The organism is Roseibium sp. RP-7 (assembly GCF_053005225.1).
The window spans coordinates 411,906-427,400 of sequence record NZ_JBRKQA010000002.1 but is presented as its reverse complement, the minus strand read 5'-3'; the positions used below and the strand labels follow the sequence as shown (position 1 = coordinate 427,400).

The window sequence follows — 15,495 nt, the reverse complement described above, 5'->3', positions numbered from 1 at the left end:
CAGGGTATGTGGATGGCTGCGCCTGATCAGATAACGCGTTGAACCGGTTCTGCCTGGGGCTGGGTTTGCCGGGTTTCTATCGACTCGTTGTACGCCCGCAGACGAAGCAATGTCTCTGCAGGTATCTGCCGGACGACCTGACCGGTTTCGGTGTTGGTCGCGACATAGACCAGGGCGTCGTATTCCGGGTCGATGATGTTCTGTCGTTCGACCGTGGAAGAAAACCGTTCGCCAAACGAACGCTGGTCGCGCTCGTTGTTCGCACTGCGCTGTGCGTTTTGCGTCTCGGTAGAAGGTCTTACGGTCTCTTCGACCGGAAGGTCCGTCTCAACTGAAGGAGCATTGCGCTCCGGAGCCCGCGCTACCGGCGTAATCGCCGTATATGTCGGCGATGGCGGCCGGGCCAATCCCGTGTCCAACATCTTTTCCTCCGGGTGACTAACAACTTTTACCCGATCAATCTGGAAAGATAACGTAAGGGAATGAATCGTCTGTTAACGAAATGATTAGACTTTTAAGGATTGCGATCTATCCGGTTGCGCCTGTTCCTGATTCGCTCTCGCAGTCCCGTCCTGCCGTTCGGGGAAACCTCTGGGCAGGTTTCGCGAGGGGGATAAATACACGAAAAGCTCCCGGCGGGGAGCTTTTCTTCGTTTCAGGATACCCGGCGTGGTTCTTGCTAGCTATCAGCAATCATCACAGCGACTGATTGACAGCGATGCCCCGAGCGGATTGCGGTCCGGTTGGCGCAGAACCGTTTCGTCCGTAGGTGGTCGGTGCATTGGCATTCTTGGCGCCGGCGACCTTCGCGACGGTTGCAACGATGTTATTGGCAACGTCTCTTGCCGTTGAAAGCACCGCCAGGTTGATGCGCAGAACCGGCTGGAATTCGCTGTGCTGGCGACGCAGCGACTGGGTGGATGCCGGGGAAAGATTGCCCAGGGCGACCGCGTGTTCCTTCGCTGTCATCATGCCGCGGGTGTATTCGTGGATCAGCCGGGCCTTGTCGGGCTGCAGCTCGCCGGCTTCCCGGAGTTTACCGGCCCTGACCAGATCGGTTTCCATTTCGATCACGGACAGGAGGGCTTCCATGGTGCCGGACAAGGCAGAGCAAAACTGCTCGGCTTCCTGCTGGCTGGTAGGCCGCTCAAGGGAAAACGGAAAGGTGGATGCGTTGGGTTGTGCGGTCATCTTGACCCCTCCTGCAATGCGAGCAGTTCACGTTCCACGCTGTCGGCAAGGCCGATGCCGCCTGTTTGGGCGATGTTGCGTGCATATTCGTCGACCAGAAGGCTCTGCCAGGCATCCGCCCCGTGGCCTTTGCCCCAGGTGCCACCGTTTTCAAGGCCGGTGAACATGTTCTGGAGCATGGTGTTCAGGAAAACGGCCTCAAACTCTTCGGCGGCCTCGCGAACCCGCGTCTTGTTGGTCCGGTCAACGCCGCGCAGCGTGTCCAGCGGGCTTTGTTGAAAGGATGTCGGTGAAACAAGCTCGGCCATCACAGCACCTCGATATCGGCCTGGAGGGCACCTGCGGCCTTGATGGCCTGCAGGATCGAGATCATGTCGCGTGGACCGATCCCGAGAGCGTTCAAACCATCAACAAGCTGCTTCAGCGTGACGGTTTGTGGAACGATGGCGAGTTTGGAACCTTCCTCATCCACGGTGACGTCGGAACGCGGCACCACGGCGGTCTGGCCGTTTGCGAAAGGCAGCGGCTGTGAGACCTGCGGAGATTCAGCAATCGTCACGGTCAGGTTGCCCTGGGCAACGGCGACCATGGAAACCTTCACATCCTGTCCCATGACGATGATGCCGGAGTTCTCGTCGATGACGATGCGGGCTGCCAGATCCGGTTCGACGATCAGCTGCTCGATGTCCGTCAGAAGGTCGACGATGTTGCCATCATATTGCTGCGGCAGGTCGATGCGTACGGTTGCCGGATCAAGCGGTTCGGCTGTCGGCATGCCGATCAGTTCGTTGACGGAGAGCGCGATGCGCCGCGCTGTGGTCAGATCCGGATTGCGCAGGGCGAGACGAAGCGTGGTCAGCGAAGCCAGCTTGAATTCCAGTTCGCGTTCAACAAGGCCGCCGTTGGCGATCCGTCCGGCGGTGGGAACACCGCGAACAACCGACGCGGCATCCGCCTGAGCCGAAAAGCCGCCGATCGCGATCGAACCTTGGGCGATAGCGTAGACTTCACCATCGGCACCGACCAGCGGTGTGACCAGAAGCGTGCCGCCCTGAAGCGATTCTGAATCGCCGAGGGCGCTGACGTTGACGTCGATCCGGGTACCCTGTGTGGAGAAGGGCGGCAGGTTGGCAGTCACCATGACGGCCGCGACGGTGTTGGTGTTCAGGTCGATGTTGCGGGTGTTGACGCCGAGACGTTCGAGCATGGCCTGCAGGCTCTGCTGCGTGAAAGGCGAATTGTTGAGCGAGTCGCCGGTGCCATTCAGGCCGACCACGAGGCCGTAGCCAATGAGCTGGTTTTCGCGAATGCCTTCGAAATCGGCAATATCCTTGATACGGGAGGCGGCGTGTACCGGTGCCAGCAAGGTTGTTGCAGCAACGGCGGCGGCAGCACCCAGAAGTGCCAGCCGCTTGAACCCTCCGCAGATCATTTCACCAATTTTTCGCATTACCGATCTGGCCCGCCATCGTGTTTCCGGCTTTGCTGCCGGGATACATATATTCGAAATGCGCAATGCGAGAGCCGTGCCACTTTTTACAAAGGCGTTGGTTCTTTCCATAAAAGTGGCGGAAATCCGGGCTCTTTGCTGGTATGATCACGAGCATATCCACGCAAAACTGTCGCTTGAGGTTAAAGAAATGTACCTGTTGGTCGGCAAATATTGCCTCACCCCCAAGGACTCATTTACCCTTCTCGGCAGAATCTGACGGGCAGAGCCACCCCATGCGCCAGAATTGCCGTCAGTCCGACTGGAAGATCGATCATGCGTATTACAGGCAATAAACCCATTTCCGGCGTTCAGGGACGAGGCGCCAAGAAGAGCGTTTCTTCAAGCGGCGACCAGTTCGCACCGGACCTTGGGGGGGAGGTTTCACAGTCTTCCCAGACCGCGGGCGGAGCGTCCATTCAGGGCATGGATGCCTTGCTGGCCCTGCAGGAGGTTGACGACCGCGCCGAGCGCCGATCCCGCGCTACCAAGCACGGGCACAATCTGCTGGACACACTGGAGTCGGTGCGGGCGGATCTGCTTGCCGGACACGTGTCGGAGGACCGGCTGGAGCTGCTCGCCAGGCAGGTTTCCAAACGCCAGTCGAGTGGTGATCCTGAGGTTGATTCGGTGCTCGAGGAGATCGAATTGCGGGTCAAAGTCGAGCTTGCAAAGCTCGGCCGATTCCAGGATTGAGCGTGCACACAAATCGACAAAATTTGTCGGCTTAGTGTTCAAAATTTACGCAACGTCTTGAAAGGTATAAACTTTCCTTGACGCCATTTTTAGCAAATGAACCGTTGTCCGCTGGCGGAACCGCCTATATATTGCGCCCGGCATAACGGTAATCCGGAGCTATCGATGACGGTTGAAATTGAGTCTGAATATCGACCCTCGGAAGACGAGCCGTTCATGAATGACAGGCAGCGCGAGTACTTTCGGAACAAGCTGCTTGTGTGGAAAGAAGAGATCCTGAAGGAAAGCAAGGAAACCCTCGCCAATCTTCAGGAGGAAAGCCAGAACCATCCTGACTTTGCCGACCGTGCGTCGTCCGAAACGGATCGGTCCATTGAACTTCGCGCCAGGGACCGTCAGCGGAAACTGATCTCGAAGATCGATGATGCCTTGGAACGCATTACAGACGGAAGCTATGGCTATTGCGAAGAGACCGGCGAGCCGATCTCTCTTCGGCGCCTCGAGGCGCGCCCGATCGCGACTTTGTCGATCGAGGCTCAGGAAGCCCACGAGCGTCGGGAAAAAGTGTATCGCGACGACTGATTTCCAGAAAACGGCCGGTTTGCCGCACAGACGGCAGATCCGTAACGACTTTCAAGACCTTCCCCTCGTGGGAAGGTTTTTTTATGCTGTCAACGTCAATAGAGACCGCTTCTTGGGGTCGTACTTCCGGCGTCGCCAGGATCTTTGCCGTCCAGAATGTCCTTGACCTTGGAGGCTGTTTCGCCGGGGAATTTGAAAATAAATGGGGAGGAGCAAGGCGCCTGCAAGACCGTCAGCAATTCCGGACTTGGATTCGCGGAGATAAAGGCGCTTGGTCCGCGCAACGGCGGCATGTTTGAATTCGCAGCTCTCAGCGCAATCAGAAAACGCTCGTTTTCTTCGCCCAGGCTGATCGGCTCACCAAAGGTCGAATTGTCCCACGTCACGGAAACTGACTCATCAGGCTCACCTTTGAGCACGGTGTCCACTTCGATCTGAAACTGGGCGTAGTCAGAAAGAAAGCTCCGCATTTTGCAGTATCTGTCGTCCGCGGTATTTTTGTTTTCACAGCGCTTTTTCTGGATTTCTCTGACTTTGGGGTCTTCAACGATTTTGTAGTTTCGGATTTTTCCAACAACGACAACATCGGCAAATTTGACGTCACTCAAGTCCATTTGAGCGAAGGTAATACAAGCGTTTGCGTCTATGCCACTCGCCAGCAGGTGGATGCTGGCGAGCATAACGAGAGAAAAATAGCGCATTTTCAGCCCCTAAAATCCACAATGAACAAAAACAACTCTTTCAGGTTGTATTTCTTTGTGGCGCTATTTTGGCTAACGGGGCTTGTTAATAGGTGCTGACGTTCAAAGCGTGATCCTGTAACGGGCAAAGCCGCCTGTGCCGTCACCTGCCGGTTCAATCCGGACACCTTCCACGGAGGCGGCGTGTTCCGTGCCACCCGGGCCGGTTTCGAACAGGACGCTGGTATCCGGCATCGGTTTGAACGACCAGTTGGCATCTGCCGACGGGTTGATCGTGCCCTGTTCGACAATGTAACGCACCAGGACGTCGCGATTGGTGTCCGGGCCGATGAAAACGACAACGTCGTCGCTGATGCCGGGGAAATTGCCACCGCCACCTGCACGGTAATTGTTGGTCGCGACCACGAAGGTTGCTTCAGGGTCAAGCGGTGCACCGTTGAACTCCAGGTTCACGATGCGGCTGGCGTCCGGATTGAGGACCTCGCCTTTCGCGTCGTATTTCGATGGCTGGCTCAGGTCTATCTGATAGGTGACACCGTCGATCACATCAAAATTATAGCTTGGAAACTCCGCGTTGATCAGTGTCTGGTCGGCCTTGCCCGGCTCGACTTCCTGGAAAATTCCGGCTGAACGTTCCAGCCATTCCTTCACCGTGCTGCCCTTTATGGCGACCGCGCGAATGGTGTTCGGATACAGGTAGAGATCGGCCACGTTCTTGATGGCGACATCGCCGACCGGAACGTCGGTGTAGTAGTCCGGGCCGCCACGACCGCCGGCCTTGAAAGGCGCTGCTGCGGAAAGTACCGGCAGGCCTTCCCATTCCGTACCCTTCAGCATCTGTTCGATGTACCAGATCTGCGCCTTTGAAACGATCTGGACGCTCGGGTCGTCGGCCACGAGGGCGAAATAGGAATGCAAGGGAGCCGACGTCTTGCCGACGGGGCGGCGGACATAGGCAAGGGTTGCCTCGTGATCTTCCTTCACCGCATCGAGTACATCCTGCTGGCTCTCCACCAGCGGTGTTACGGTTCGACCTTCTTTTTCGTAGATCGGGCGTGCTTCGGTCATGAAATTGGCGACACGCCAGCCGTTGCCGTCGCGCTCGATCATCAGGTCGATGACGCCCAGATGCGATCCCCAGAAACCGCCCATCGCGGCAGGCTTGCCGAACAACGTGCCTTTCTCGCTGTCGATACCCGGCAGCCCCTCATACTGGGGACCGGGGAAGACCAGATGCTGGTGACCGGTAAAGACGGCGTCGATCCCGTCCACGCCGGCAAGGTGCAGGGAGGCGTTTTCCATGCCTTCGGAATAATCGTTGGCGTCAATCCCCGAGTGGGAGAGGGCGATTACAAGGTCGCAGCCCTGTTCGCGCATTTCCGGAACGAAGGCCTTGGCGGTTTCGATAATGTCACGCGCATTGGCGTTGCCTTCCAGGTGGCGGCGGTCCCAGTTCATGATCTGCGGTGGCACGAAGCCGATGAAGCCGATCTTGATCGGATAGGACTTGCCGGCACCGTCGGTGACCTGTTTTTCAACGATCACGTAGGGCTTCAGGAAAAGGGCGTCGTCTCGCGGGTTGCCGGCCAGCGTGCTGCCCTTGACAAGATTGGCGCAGACAACGGGGAAATTGGCCCCGGCCAGCACCTTCATCATGAAGTCCAGACCGTAGTTGAATTCGTGGTTGCCGAGTGTTGCCGCATCGAATTCAAGGACGTTCATGCCCTTGATGACTGGGTGCAGGTCGCCTTCACTCATGCCGCGTTCATAGGCGACATAGTCCCCCATCGGGTTGCCTTGCAGAAAGTCGCCATTGTCGACCAGAACCGAGTTTGTCGCCTCGTTCCGGATATCGCGGATCAGTGTGGCTGTTCGGGCGAGGCCGGCGGTGTCGACAGGTTTGTCGCTGTAATAGTCGTAAGGGAAAACATGGACATGGAGGTCAGTGGTCTCCATCAGGCGAAGGTGAGCCGTACCTTCCTTGGCCAGAACCGAATAGGGGTGCAGAGCTGCCGTGAAGCCAGTTGCCGCCGCGCCCATCAAAAGGGTGCGCCGTGAAATCGAAAAGTCTTTGATACTGGACATGAAATGGCTCCTGTTCGGTCGCTCGGCGATTGGTGTTGTTCAGCCTTGCGGAACAGTGCGTGCCGGACCGACAGCTGCCGGTGCCCGCCGGGCGGCATGTTTCCGCGGCACACGGTTTTGATCCGCAAGGATTACAACCGTATGACGCAAATTGCTGCCCGGATCGTCAGTTTTGTCAAGCAGGTTTATGGGGAGTCGAGCGGGGTCTACTCGCTGATCTGGCCAGCCATGACCGAGATCGTTTCCACGTAGACACTGGCCTTGTTCCATTGCTTGAGAACGTTGTAATTGGCGGTGCCCGGGCCCCAGCCCTGGCCGCGGCGCCAGCCTTTCTGGGCAAGATAATTTGCTGTGGAAGCCAACACATCCGGAATGGAGCGGATCAGGTCCTTGCGGCCGTCGCGGTCATAATCGACCGCATAACGGACATAGCTGGTGGCGAGAAACTGGGTCTGGCCGAGTTCGCCGGCCCAGGCACCCTTCATTTCGGCCGGCTGCATGTCACGGCCCTGCACGATCTTGAGCGCGGCGACCAGTTCGGCGGTGAAGAAATCGGACCGGCGGCAATCATAGGCCAGCGTGGCTAGGGATTGCAGGACCGGCATGTTGCCGGAGAAGCTGCCGTAGTTGGTTTCAAGCCCCCAGATCGCCAGCAGTACAGGTGCTGGAACACCGTATTTCTTTTCGATGCCACGGAAGATGCGGGCGTAGGTCTTGCCGAGCTGCTTGCCCCGCCGGATCATCGCGTTGTTGACCCGCTTGGCATAGAACTGGTTGAAGCTGAGCTTGAAGGATTTCTGGTTCCGGTCGAGCGAGACCACCTTCTTGTTGTATTTCACGTTCTTGAGGGACGATTCAACGACCCTTTTCTTAAGGCCGTAGCTTTGGGAATTTGCAATGAACGACTGTTTCCAGGCTTCAAAACCACCCGGGCCATTGCCGCAGCTTGCACTCCAGGCAGAAGGTGCGGACAGAAGAACAAAACCAAAGACGAATGCAGAAAGGAGGCGCATCGAATCCCCGCTGGGCCAATATAAGATTACCGACATTCTATCCGAAAAAGCGGTAGCGTCATCCGGCAGATACAGGAAAAAGAGGGGTGGGGGCGGACAAATCCGGTCTCGTCTTTTCCGGTTGCCGCAAAATCAGGGGTCGTGCCGGATGAAGTGGCTGTGAGATGGCGCACCCGGGCTAAGGGTGCCGGCGCGGTCGAATTCGCTGTCGGCATTGAAGCTGATCTTCGGCAGCGTTGCGAACCTTGCGATCGTCTCCCGATGGCCTTCGATCTCGTTTTGAAGTCGCGTTACCAGGTCTTCCCGTGCCGCCCCCTTGTGATAACCGTGAACACCGTGGACGATCCTGGGAACCAGAACATCGAAACCCAGATAGCGCAGTGTGTAGGCGAGCGGCCAAAGCAGCATCTGAATGTCGCCTTCCTTGCCGTTGTGGGCACTTTCGCTCGCCTTGGATCCGGTCGTGACGCAGAAAAGAACCGGCTTGTTCCTGAAATGGCCGGTATCGAAACGGTTGGAAGTGTCGTGCAGGCCGCCGTTGGCCAGCACGCGCTCGCACCAGCCCTTCAGGATGGCAGGTGGGGCGAACCACCAGACCGGAAAATGAAACACGATCCGGTCCGCCTGGCGCAGCTTCTCGACTTCTTCCGTAATGACCGCGGGAAGGTTCCCGGTTTTTGAGGCCGCTTCCTGCGTTTTCAGGACGTCATAAGGTTCGGTGACGATCTCCTCTACATAGTGCGCTGCGCGCTCCGCCGGATCAAAGCCAAGCTGGTAGAGGTCTGACCAAAGCACCTCATCGCCTTCAGCTCGGCACGCGGCTTCGGTTGCGCGCGCCCAGGCAGCGTTGAAGGAAGTCTGAGCAGGGTGGGCGAGAACGATGAGGGTGGTGGTCACGCGGTAGGGTCTTCCGGAATGAGCGACAAATCAGGTAACGGGCCACACCCTAAACGGTCTTTTCCGGCCTGGAAATGAGAACGGGCACGATGCTCGGGGAGCGAGACATCGTGCCCGTCATCAGCCGGGCCGGCGGCGCTTCTAGAACGCGTCGCCGGATTCGGCCGGGGGACTGTGAAAGGTTGGGGATCAGAAGGGGAGCAGGATATCCAGCACCTGGTTGCCGACCCGTGGCTGTTGGACATCGGTAATCTGGCCGCGGCCACCATATCCGATCCGCGCTTCGGCGATCTGCTCGCTGGCGATGCGGTTATCCGACGTAATGTCTTCAGGTCTGACGATGCCGGCGACGATCAGCTCGCGGACTTCGAAGTTCACACGAACTTCCTGACGGCCTTCGATCACCATGTTGCCGTTCGGCAGAACCTGGGTCACCACGGCGGCGACCGTGGTCTGCAGGACTTCGTTGCGGTCAACGCTGCCGTCGCCCGAGAAGCTGGAGTTGCTGTTGACGTTGGCAAGGTCGCTGGCGGCAGAACTTGCCGGCAGGAAGATAGTGTCGATTGCCGTTCCGAGTGCGCCACCAACATCGGCACCGCTGGACTCAGACCGGCTCCGCTCGGTCTTGTTGTCGATCTCGGCCTGGTCGTCGATGGTGACGACGACCGTCAGGATGTCGCCAACCTGGCTGGCGCGCTGGTCCTTGAAGAAGGCGCGGCTGCCGGACTGCCACAGCGAATTCGGATTGTAATGGGCCTGCTGCGGTTCCGGCATGGGCATCTGCACGGGCCGGTAACCCGGAGTGGTGGTCGGATCCTGAATGGCGTTCAGGGCTGGCTGCTGGCCAACATTCGCGAGTTTGTCGGCAGTGCCGCAACCCGCGGCGAGGGCGGAAAGGGCGATGCTTGCCAGGAGGTGTCTGGGAAAGGTGCTCAGCATTTAATTTTTCTCGCTGTTCAAGCTTGCAACAATCGGATTGGCGGCGTGAACGCGTACTTGGCCGCGGGAGGTAATCGTCGCCGGCACGATGCGCCGCGACTGCAGGTTCATGACGTCGATCACGTCGCCCTTGGCGCCGGTATCCATGGCCTGGGCCCGTGAAGTCAGCTTCATGCCCGGCATGACATAGGTGACAGTGATCTTCTCACCGCGTTCGATCAGGATCGGGCGCTGGACGTCATTTCGGGACAGGGGCGAATTCGCACGCAAGGTGGTGCGGGCCTGCTTGCCGACAATGTCTTCCATTTCGGTGAGGGCACCTGCCGGTACCTTGGTGCGGGCTTCGCGAATGATGTTCAGGTCTTCTTCACGAACAATGTCGCCCCGGCGCACGGGTTGCACCAGAACCAGCACATCGACCATTTCCGTCGCAACACCGGTCAGGGTCAGAGGCTCGGTTCCGAACTCGACCGCGACGGCTGCGTGGATGGTGAAGCGGCCGTTCGACTGGGACCATTCTACCCGGTCGATGCGGATCGGATCGTGTACCTTGGGATCGGCGAGAACCTGATCCGGTGCCTGCAGCAAGCGGATATCCAGGCGCTCGGGATCAATGCCGGCATTGCGGTCTGCCAGAGCCTTGCGGGCAAGGCCGGCAAGCTGGTCCCGGTTCAGCCTTGTTGCCCCGCGAAAGACGACGACGGTTCGCAGGCCATCGGTGCCTGCCGTCTCGAGGCCGGCCGCGCGAGCGCGTTCGGCGACGACATCCGCGGGCACATTGCCGGAGGTTCCCATATCCGGTGAACGGAACAGCGGCTTGGACGCCAGCAGCCCGGCATTGGAATAGAAGTCGCCTACCGTCACGATGTCCGACAGGGTCATGACCTGCGACCGGAGCACGGGTTTTTCGTCCGCCAGGGCAGGCAGGGAAAGCAAGCCCGCCAGCAGCAACCCGACTTTCAGCAGATGTCTCATCATCGTCTCAAGCCTCGGTCTTAGCGGAGGTTCGTGGTGGTGGAATACATCTCGTCGGCTGCCTGGATGATCTGTGAGTTCATCTCATAGGCGCGCTGTGCGGAAATCAGGTCGGCGATTTCCGTGACTGCATCCACGTTGGCCATTTCAAGAAAATACTGCTGCACCGTGCCATAGCTCTCGTCGCCCGGATTGCTGGTATCGGGTGCGCCGCTGGCGTCTGTTTCCAGGTAGAGGTTGTCGCCAATGGCTTCGAGACCAGCCTTGTTGACGAAACGGGCAAGCTGGATCTGGCCGAGCTGAACAGTATTGCCGCCCTGGTCGACGCCCTGAACGACACCGGTGTTGGAAATGGTGACGTCCTTGACCGTTTGCGGAATGGTGATGCCCGGATTGACGGAATAGCCGTCGATGGTCACCAGCTGTCCGTTGGCATCGCGCTCGAAGGAACCGTCACGGGTATAGGCCGTGGTTCCGTCCGGCATGTCGATCTGGAAGAAGCCTTCGCCGCGGATGGCCAGATCCAGTTCCTTGCCGGTCTGCTCGAGAGAGCCCTGGGACATGATGCGGCCGGTGGCTGCGATCTTCACGCCGGAACCGATCTGGATACCGGTCGGGACGATGGTGCCGGAATCCGATGTTTCCGTGCCCATGCGACGCAGGTTCTGGTAGAGCAGGTCCTGAAAGTCGGCCCGCTGCTTCTTGAAGCCTGTCGTGCGCATGTTGGCGACGTTGTTCGAAATGACTTCGACGTTCAGTTCCTGGGCCTTCATGCCAGTTGCGGCGATATGAAGTGCTTTCATGGTAGTGATCCCTTAAAGGCGCTTAGGCCTGAATCTTGCCGAGAGTGGAGATCGCCTGCCGGCGCAACTCATCCAGGTCTTTCACGATCTTGGAAGTGGAGTCGTAAGCGCGCGTCACTTCGATGAGGCGCGTGACTTCCGTGATGCCGTAGACGTTGGAGCCTTCGACGGCGCCCTGCACCATGCGGACTTCCTGGGCCGGTATCGGGTTATCAGCCTTGAACATCGTGTTGCCGATCTTCTCCATCGTCCGAACGTCTTCGAAGTCGACGACCTTGATGCGGCCGCGAATGCCCAGACGGGTGGAGATCGTGCCGTCCTGGGCAATCTCGACGCGGCCATCCTGTTCGTTGAAGGAGATCGGACCCTGGTCGGTCATGACAGGGCTGCCGTCTGCCGAGATCAGCTGGCCGGTCGAGTCGAGCCTGAACGCGCCGCTGCGCGTATAGGCTTCGGTGCCGTCCGGCATCTGGACCGCGAAAAAACCATCACTGTTGAGGGACAGGTCGAATTCGTTACCCGTCATCTTGATCGGGCCATGCGTGAAGTCGGTCCGTGTCGTGAACATGTCGACATAGGAAATAGCGCGGTCCTGCGGCTCAAAAGCCGAGCCGTCTGCCACCGGCATGATGTATTCCGAAAAATGCAGATTCTGCGACTTGAACCCGGACGTATTGATGTTCGCCATGTTGTTGGCGATCACATCCAGATGGTTCCGCAGGATCGATTGCCTTGATAAGGCAACTAGTTGAGCGTTCTCCATAGTGAACGGTTCCCTTCGTGCTCCCCGAGTAAGCCGGCCGATCTCCCCAGATCCGCTGGCTCGTTAAGGTTAATGCACGAGGCGTGCCAGTTTTTAAATCCTTGGGAAATCTGGGTAAAAATCAAAAGGGGCGGGTGCACGCGGCAAGAGATTCCGGCAGAAGTTAACCACTTGGCAATTTTTGCCCGGTGACTCGCGTTAATGGCTCGGTAACCATTCGTTAACCATTAACACTTTAGTAATAAATAAGCGCGCGCGAGCGCCTGCAGATCGGAGTGCGGAATGACAGACGAAAACGCCGCAGCCGGAGAAGACGGCGAGGATGGAGCTGAAGCTGGTGGCGGTGGCCGCAAGAAGAAGCTTATCCTGTTCGGCGGCATCGGTCTGGTGGTTCTGCTCGCCGCAGGTGGGGCGGCCTATTATTTCCTGATGGGATCGAGTGCACCGGCACCGGTTCCCGGAGAGACGGAAGCGCCGCAGGAAGTGCAAAAGCCGGTGGTCTTCTATGACCTTCCGGAAATGACGGTGAATTTGGCGACGGAAGGGCGCACGACCTATCTGAAGGTCAGGATTGCCCTGGAAGTCGAGAACCGTGCGATGATCGATCAGATCCAGCCGTATCTGCCGCGCATCCTGGATGCGTTTCAGATCTATCTGCGCGAGCTTCGCCCTGCGGACCTGGAAGGGTCTGCCGGTTTGTTCCGCCTGAAGGAAGAATTGCTCAGACGGATCAATCTGTCGGTTTATCCGGCGAAAGTTGAAGGGGTGCTGTTCAAGGAAATCCTTGTCCAGTGACTTTGTGAATGGCTGATATCGACGACGATGACGACCTGTCCGAAGAGGACATGGCCGATGCCTGGGGCGCCGCTCTTGCAGAGCAGGGTGCCGGCAGCGACGACGACGAAGATCTCGCCGCGGCGTGGGGTGCTGCTCTAGAGGAGCAGGGCGCCGGCAGTTCCGACGACATGGCGGCCCAGTGGGCAGCCATGATCGACGACAGCGAACCGGACCTTGAAAATGCCACGCGCGGTGCTGACCGTGTCCTGAACCAGGAAGAAATCGACAACCTCCTCGGCTTCAACATCGAGGACACGATTGCTGGTGACCAGAGCGGCATCCGCGCACTGATCAACTCGGCAATGGTTTCCTACGAGCGTCTGCCGATGCTCGAAATCGTGTTCGACCGTCTCGTGCGTCTGACGACCACGTCCTTGCGCAACTTCACGTCAGACAACGTGGAAGTGTCGCTCGATTCCATCAGCTCGGTTCGTTTCGGCGACTACCTGAATTCCATCCCGCTGCCGGCCATTCTCGGTGTCTTCAAGGCCGAGGAATGGGACGGGTTTGGTCTGATCACCGTTGAATCCAGCCTGATCTATTCGATTATCGACGTGCTTCTTGGTGGAGGTCGGGGAACATCGGCCGTGCGCGTCGAGGGCCGGCCCTACACCACGATCGAGACCGGTCTGGTCCAGCAGATGGTGGCGCTGATCCTTCAGGATGCCGAGCACGCCTTCGCGCCGCTTTCTCCGGTCCATTTCAACCTGGAACGTCTTGAGACGAACCCGCGCTTTGCCGCGATTTCCCGGCCCGCAAACGCCGCCATTCTCGTCGAGCTCAGAATCGACATGGAAGACCGGGGCGGGTCCGTCGAAATCATGATGCCCTATGCAACGCTGGAGCCGATCCGCGATCTGCTTCTGCAGATGTTCATGGGGGAAAAATTCGGCCGGGATCCGATCTGGGAAGGCCATTTGGCGACCGAAATTCATGCCGCGGAAGTCGAGGTCGATGCGGTTCTTTACGAGACCTATCTGCCGCTCGGACGGGTGCTCAGCCTCGATGTCGGCCAGACGCTCGTCTTCGACAAGGAACCGACCGATCCGGTGACGATCAAATGCGGCAACATTCCACTGACCGAGGGAACGCTCGGCAAGGTGGAGGATTCCATTGCCATCCGTGTCGCAAAGAATTTGCGCAAGCCAAAAATGACGCTGGCCGCCTTCGAGCGCGCCATGCAAAGCGAAATGGGGGACCAATGAGCACTTTGCCACTCGGAATGATCATTGAAGGACTGGTTGCGGTTCTTCTGGTGATTACCATCGGCTACTGCTTCACGCTGAACCGCCGTCTGCAGCGCTTGCGGGCCGACGAAGAAGTGCTGCGTGCGACCATTTCGGAGCTCATGACGGCCACGGAAATTGCCGAGCGTGCCATCCTCGGTCTGAAGACGACCGCGGCGGAGGCTGACAAGACACTTGGCAGCCGTCTTAAGCAAGCGGAAACCATGTCTCACACTCTTGCCGAACAAGTCGGCGAAGGTGAGATAGTATTCACGCGGATTTCGCAGATTGCGGAGGCGGCCCGTTCGGCTGCGCCGCAGCGCGAGGCGGTGACGAGGAGCGATCCTTATGCGGCTCAGCCGCAACCGGAACCGCAACAATACGCGCAACAGGCTGCAGGCTATGGCCAGGCAGCTCCGGCCGTGGAGCCGGAGCGCCGCAGGAGCAGCCGGGCTTCCGACATTCGCAGTGCTGCGGCGGAAGCAACGGCGCGGCTGGAACAATTCCGTAAACGGAACGGTGCTGCTGCATGAACTTGAGACTGCTGCCTTTGTTGGGTGTTTCGGCAAGCGCTCTGCTGGCCCTGAAGCTGCTTGGCTTCGCGCTGGGCCCGCAAAGCGGCAACCTGCCCATCAATGGCGCAGTCGCACAGGAAACGCCGGGGGCTGACGGCGGTGACATGGCTGATCCAACGGCTGAAATGGCCGCGGATGGTCCGCCGCCGCCACCGCCGCCGGGGGGCGGGCAGCCCGATCAGCCGGTGCTTCCGGACAGTCTTGAAATCGGTGGTTCGGCCGCGGAGCGCGCTGTTCTGGAAAGTCTTGGCAGACGGCGCGAGTCGCTGCAGGAGCATGAAGGCCAGCTGGACCTGCGTGAAAAGCTTCTGCAGGCCACCGAAGAGCGCATTCAAAAGCGCGTTGATGAACTGAAGAAGCTCGAAGAGCGCATCGAGGCAGCTGTCGGACAGAAGCAGGAGCAGGAAGAAAACGAAATTGCCGGCCTCGTGACCATGTACGAAAGCATGAAGCCGAAAGATGCAGCCCGGATCTTCGATCGCTTGAGCCTGCCGGTCCTTTTGAAGGTGGTGCGCCAGATGAAACCTCGAAAGATGGCAGATATCCTCGGGAAAATGGATCCCGAAGCGGCCGAGCGCATGACAGTGGCAATCGCGAACGCCTCTCCGTTGCCCTCAGCGGACACAAAACCGGTGCAGGCACAGGCGCAAGCGCCGGAGGCCTTGCCGAAAATTCCGTCAAACTGACCGGGAAGACCGGATTTCGGCGTATCGCGTAAGGGCA

At 58.7% G+C, this 15,495-nt stretch carries 19 protein-coding genes; 7 read left to right on the top strand and 12 right to left on the bottom strand.

The window, feature by feature from the left end; translation table 11 throughout:
- Positions 1–26: 26 nt before the first annotated feature.
- The 4 genes from ACVDG9_RS16660 to ACVDG9_RS16645 form a co-directional block, all read right to left on the bottom strand.
- Complete coding sequence (locus ACVDG9_RS16660) at positions 27–422, bottom strand: hypothetical protein (protein ID WP_062488262.1); 396 nt, start codon at positions 420–422, stop codon at positions 27–29.
- Between the two features lie 274 nt (positions 423–696).
- Positions 697–1,191 (bottom strand): hypothetical protein, encoded by a 495-nt coding sequence (locus ACVDG9_RS16655; protein WP_023000699.1) that lies wholly within the window; start codon positions 1,189–1,191, stop codon positions 697–699.
- A complete protein-coding gene (locus ACVDG9_RS16650) occupies positions 1,188–1,499 on the bottom strand; it encodes a rod-binding protein (RefSeq protein WP_023000700.1) in 312 nt (103 codons plus the stop codon). Before ACVDG9_RS16650 ends, ACVDG9_RS16655 begins: the two co-directional genes overlap by 4 nt.
- A complete protein-coding gene (locus ACVDG9_RS16645; RefSeq protein WP_023000701.1) occupies positions 1,499–2,623 on the bottom strand; it encodes a flagellar basal body P-ring protein FlgI in 1,125 nt (374 codons plus the stop codon). Before ACVDG9_RS16645 ends, ACVDG9_RS16650 begins: the two co-directional genes overlap by 1 nt.
- Here ACVDG9_RS16645 and ACVDG9_RS16640 point away from each other — a divergent pair.
- The 3 genes from ACVDG9_RS16640 to dksA all read left to right on the top strand — a co-directional run bounded on the left by ACVDG9_RS16640 (position 2,604) and on the right by dksA (position 3,958).
- Positions 2,604–2,900, top strand: coding sequence for a hypothetical protein (locus ACVDG9_RS16640; RefSeq protein ID WP_139314277.1), 297 nt, complete (start codon positions 2,604–2,606; stop codon positions 2,898–2,900). The genes ACVDG9_RS16645 and ACVDG9_RS16640 overlap by 20 nt on opposite strands.
- Positions 2,901–2,956: 56 nt before the next feature.
- Entirely contained in the window at positions 2,957–3,376 is a 420-nt protein-coding gene (locus tag ACVDG9_RS16635) for a flagellar assembly protein FliX (protein ID WP_075284324.1), read from the top strand.
- A 165-nt stretch (positions 3,377–3,541) separates the two neighbouring features.
- Positions 3,542–3,958: an RNA polymerase-binding protein DksA gene (gene dksA, locus ACVDG9_RS16630; RefSeq protein ID WP_006932683.1), complete on the top strand. Its 417-nt coding sequence runs from the start codon at positions 3,542–3,544 to the stop codon at positions 3,956–3,958.
- Between the two features lie 95 nt (positions 3,959–4,053).
- On the opposite strand, the gene ACVDG9_RS16625 is transcribed toward dksA, so the two are convergent.
- The 8 genes from ACVDG9_RS16625 to flgF form a co-directional block, all read right to left on the bottom strand.
- Complete coding sequence (locus ACVDG9_RS16625; RefSeq protein ID WP_447238510.1) at positions 4,054–4,659, bottom strand: hypothetical protein; 606 nt, start codon at positions 4,657–4,659, stop codon at positions 4,054–4,056.
- A gap of 102 nt (positions 4,660–4,761) precedes the next feature.
- Entirely contained in the window at positions 4,762–6,744 is a 1,983-nt protein-coding gene (locus tag ACVDG9_RS16620) for a bifunctional 2',3'-cyclic-nucleotide 2'-phosphodiesterase/3'-nucleotidase (protein ID WP_447238509.1), read from the bottom strand.
- A gap of 206 nt (positions 6,745–6,950) precedes the next feature.
- Entirely contained in the window at positions 6,951–7,757 is an 807-nt protein-coding gene (locus tag ACVDG9_RS16615) for a lytic murein transglycosylase (protein WP_023000705.1), read from the bottom strand.
- A 132-nt stretch (positions 7,758–7,889) separates the two neighbouring features.
- Complete coding sequence (locus tag ACVDG9_RS16610) at positions 7,890–8,654, bottom strand: NAD(P)H-dependent oxidoreductase (RefSeq protein WP_447238508.1); 765 nt, start codon at positions 8,652–8,654, stop codon at positions 7,890–7,892.
- Positions 8,655–8,843: 189 nt separating this feature from the next.
- The gene (gene flgH, locus ACVDG9_RS16605) at positions 8,844–9,593 is read right to left on the bottom strand and encodes a flagellar basal body L-ring protein FlgH (protein ID WP_023000707.1); all 750 of its coding nucleotides are present in this window, start codon (positions 9,591–9,593) and stop codon (positions 8,844–8,846) included.
- Positions 9,594–10,571, bottom strand: a complete 978-nt coding sequence (gene flgA, locus ACVDG9_RS16600) for a flagellar basal body P-ring formation chaperone FlgA (protein ID WP_152510266.1) — start codon at positions 10,569–10,571, stop codon at positions 9,594–9,596. It abuts the gene before it with no gap.
- Positions 10,572–10,588: 17 nt separating this feature from the next.
- Entirely contained in the window at positions 10,589–11,371 is a 783-nt protein-coding gene (gene flgG, locus ACVDG9_RS16595) for a flagellar basal-body rod protein FlgG (protein WP_023000709.1), read from the bottom strand.
- Between the two features lie 22 nt (positions 11,372–11,393).
- Positions 11,394–12,134: a flagellar basal-body rod protein FlgF gene (gene flgF / locus ACVDG9_RS16590; RefSeq protein ID WP_075284327.1), complete on the bottom strand. Its 741-nt coding sequence runs from the start codon at positions 12,132–12,134 to the stop codon at positions 11,394–11,396.
- A 282-nt stretch (positions 12,135–12,416) separates the two neighbouring features.
- On the opposite strand from flgF, the gene ACVDG9_RS16585 reads away from it, so the two are divergent.
- Genes ACVDG9_RS16585 through ACVDG9_RS16570 form a run of 4 tightly spaced genes read left to right on the top strand, consistent with a single transcriptional unit; the run spans position 12,417 to position 15,458 of the window.
- Complete coding sequence (locus ACVDG9_RS16585) at positions 12,417–12,929, top strand: flagellar basal body-associated FliL family protein (RefSeq protein ID WP_023000711.1); 513 nt, start codon at positions 12,417–12,419, stop codon at positions 12,927–12,929.
- A 50-nt stretch (positions 12,930–12,979) separates the two neighbouring features.
- Complete coding sequence (fliM, locus tag ACVDG9_RS16580; protein ID WP_228872743.1) at positions 12,980–14,176, top strand: flagellar motor switch protein FliM; 1,197 nt, start codon at positions 12,980–12,982, stop codon at positions 14,174–14,176.
- Positions 14,173–14,730, top strand: coding sequence for a DUF6468 domain-containing protein (locus tag ACVDG9_RS16575; RefSeq protein ID WP_031269186.1), 558 nt, complete (start codon positions 14,173–14,175; stop codon positions 14,728–14,730). Before fliM ends, ACVDG9_RS16575 begins: the two co-directional genes overlap by 4 nt.
- Positions 14,727–15,458 carry a MotE family protein gene (locus ACVDG9_RS16570; protein ID WP_447238507.1) on the top strand — a complete coding sequence of 244 codons (732 nt, stop codon included), beginning with the start codon at positions 14,727–14,729 and terminating at the stop codon, positions 15,456–15,458. Before ACVDG9_RS16575 ends, ACVDG9_RS16570 begins: the two co-directional genes overlap by 4 nt.
- Positions 15,459–15,495 lie beyond the last annotated feature (37 nt).

Coding starts and splice junctions, on each gene's coding strand:
- ACVDG9_RS16660 (WP_062488262.1), bottom strand. CDS start 422: ATGTTGGACACGGGATTGGCCCGGCCGCCATCGCCGACATATACGGCG.
- ACVDG9_RS16655 (WP_023000699.1), bottom strand. CDS start 1,191: ATGACCGCACAACCCAACGCATCCACCTTTCCGTTTTCCCTTGAGCGG.
- ACVDG9_RS16650 (WP_023000700.1), bottom strand. CDS start 1,499: ATGGCCGAGCTTGTTTCACCGACATCCTTTCAACAAAGCCCGCTGGAC.
- ACVDG9_RS16645 (WP_023000701.1), bottom strand. CDS start 2,623: ATGATCTGCGGAGGGTTCAAGCGGCTGGCACTTCTGGGTGCTGCCGCC.
- ACVDG9_RS16635 (WP_075284324.1), top strand. CDS start 2,957: ATGCGTATTACAGGCAATAAACCCATTTCCGGCGTTCAGGGACGAGGC.
- dksA (WP_006932683.1), top strand. CDS start 3,542: ATGACGGTTGAAATTGAGTCTGAATATCGACCCTCGGAAGACGAGCCG.
- ACVDG9_RS16625 (WP_447238510.1), bottom strand. CDS start 4,659: ATGCGCTATTTTTCTCTCGTTATGCTCGCCAGCATCCACCTGCTGGCG.
- ACVDG9_RS16620 (WP_447238509.1), bottom strand. CDS start 6,744: ATGTCCAGTATCAAAGACTTTTCGATTTCACGGCGCACCCTTTTGATG.
- ACVDG9_RS16615 (WP_023000705.1), bottom strand. CDS start 7,757: ATGCGCCTCCTTTCTGCATTCGTCTTTGGTTTTGTTCTTCTGTCCGCA.
- flgH (WP_023000707.1), bottom strand. CDS start 9,593: ATGCTGAGCACCTTTCCCAGACACCTCCTGGCAAGCATCGCCCTTTCC.
- flgA (WP_152510266.1), bottom strand. CDS start 10,571: ATGATGAGACATCTGCTGAAAGTCGGGTTGCTGCTGGCGGGCTTGCTT.
- flgG (WP_023000709.1), bottom strand. CDS start 11,371: ATGAAAGCACTTCATATCGCCGCAACTGGCATGAAGGCCCAGGAACTG.
- flgF (WP_075284327.1), bottom strand. CDS start 12,134: ATGGAGAACGCTCAACTAGTTGCCTTATCAAGGCAATCGATCCTGCGG.
- ACVDG9_RS16585 (WP_023000711.1), top strand. CDS start 12,417: ATGACAGACGAAAACGCCGCAGCCGGAGAAGACGGCGAGGATGGAGCT.
- fliM (WP_228872743.1), top strand. CDS start 12,980: ATGGCCGATGCCTGGGGCGCCGCTCTTGCAGAGCAGGGTGCCGGCAGC.
- ACVDG9_RS16575 (WP_031269186.1), top strand. CDS start 14,173: ATGAGCACTTTGCCACTCGGAATGATCATTGAAGGACTGGTTGCGGTT.
- ACVDG9_RS16570 (WP_447238507.1), top strand. CDS start 14,727: ATGAACTTGAGACTGCTGCCTTTGTTGGGTGTTTCGGCAAGCGCTCTG.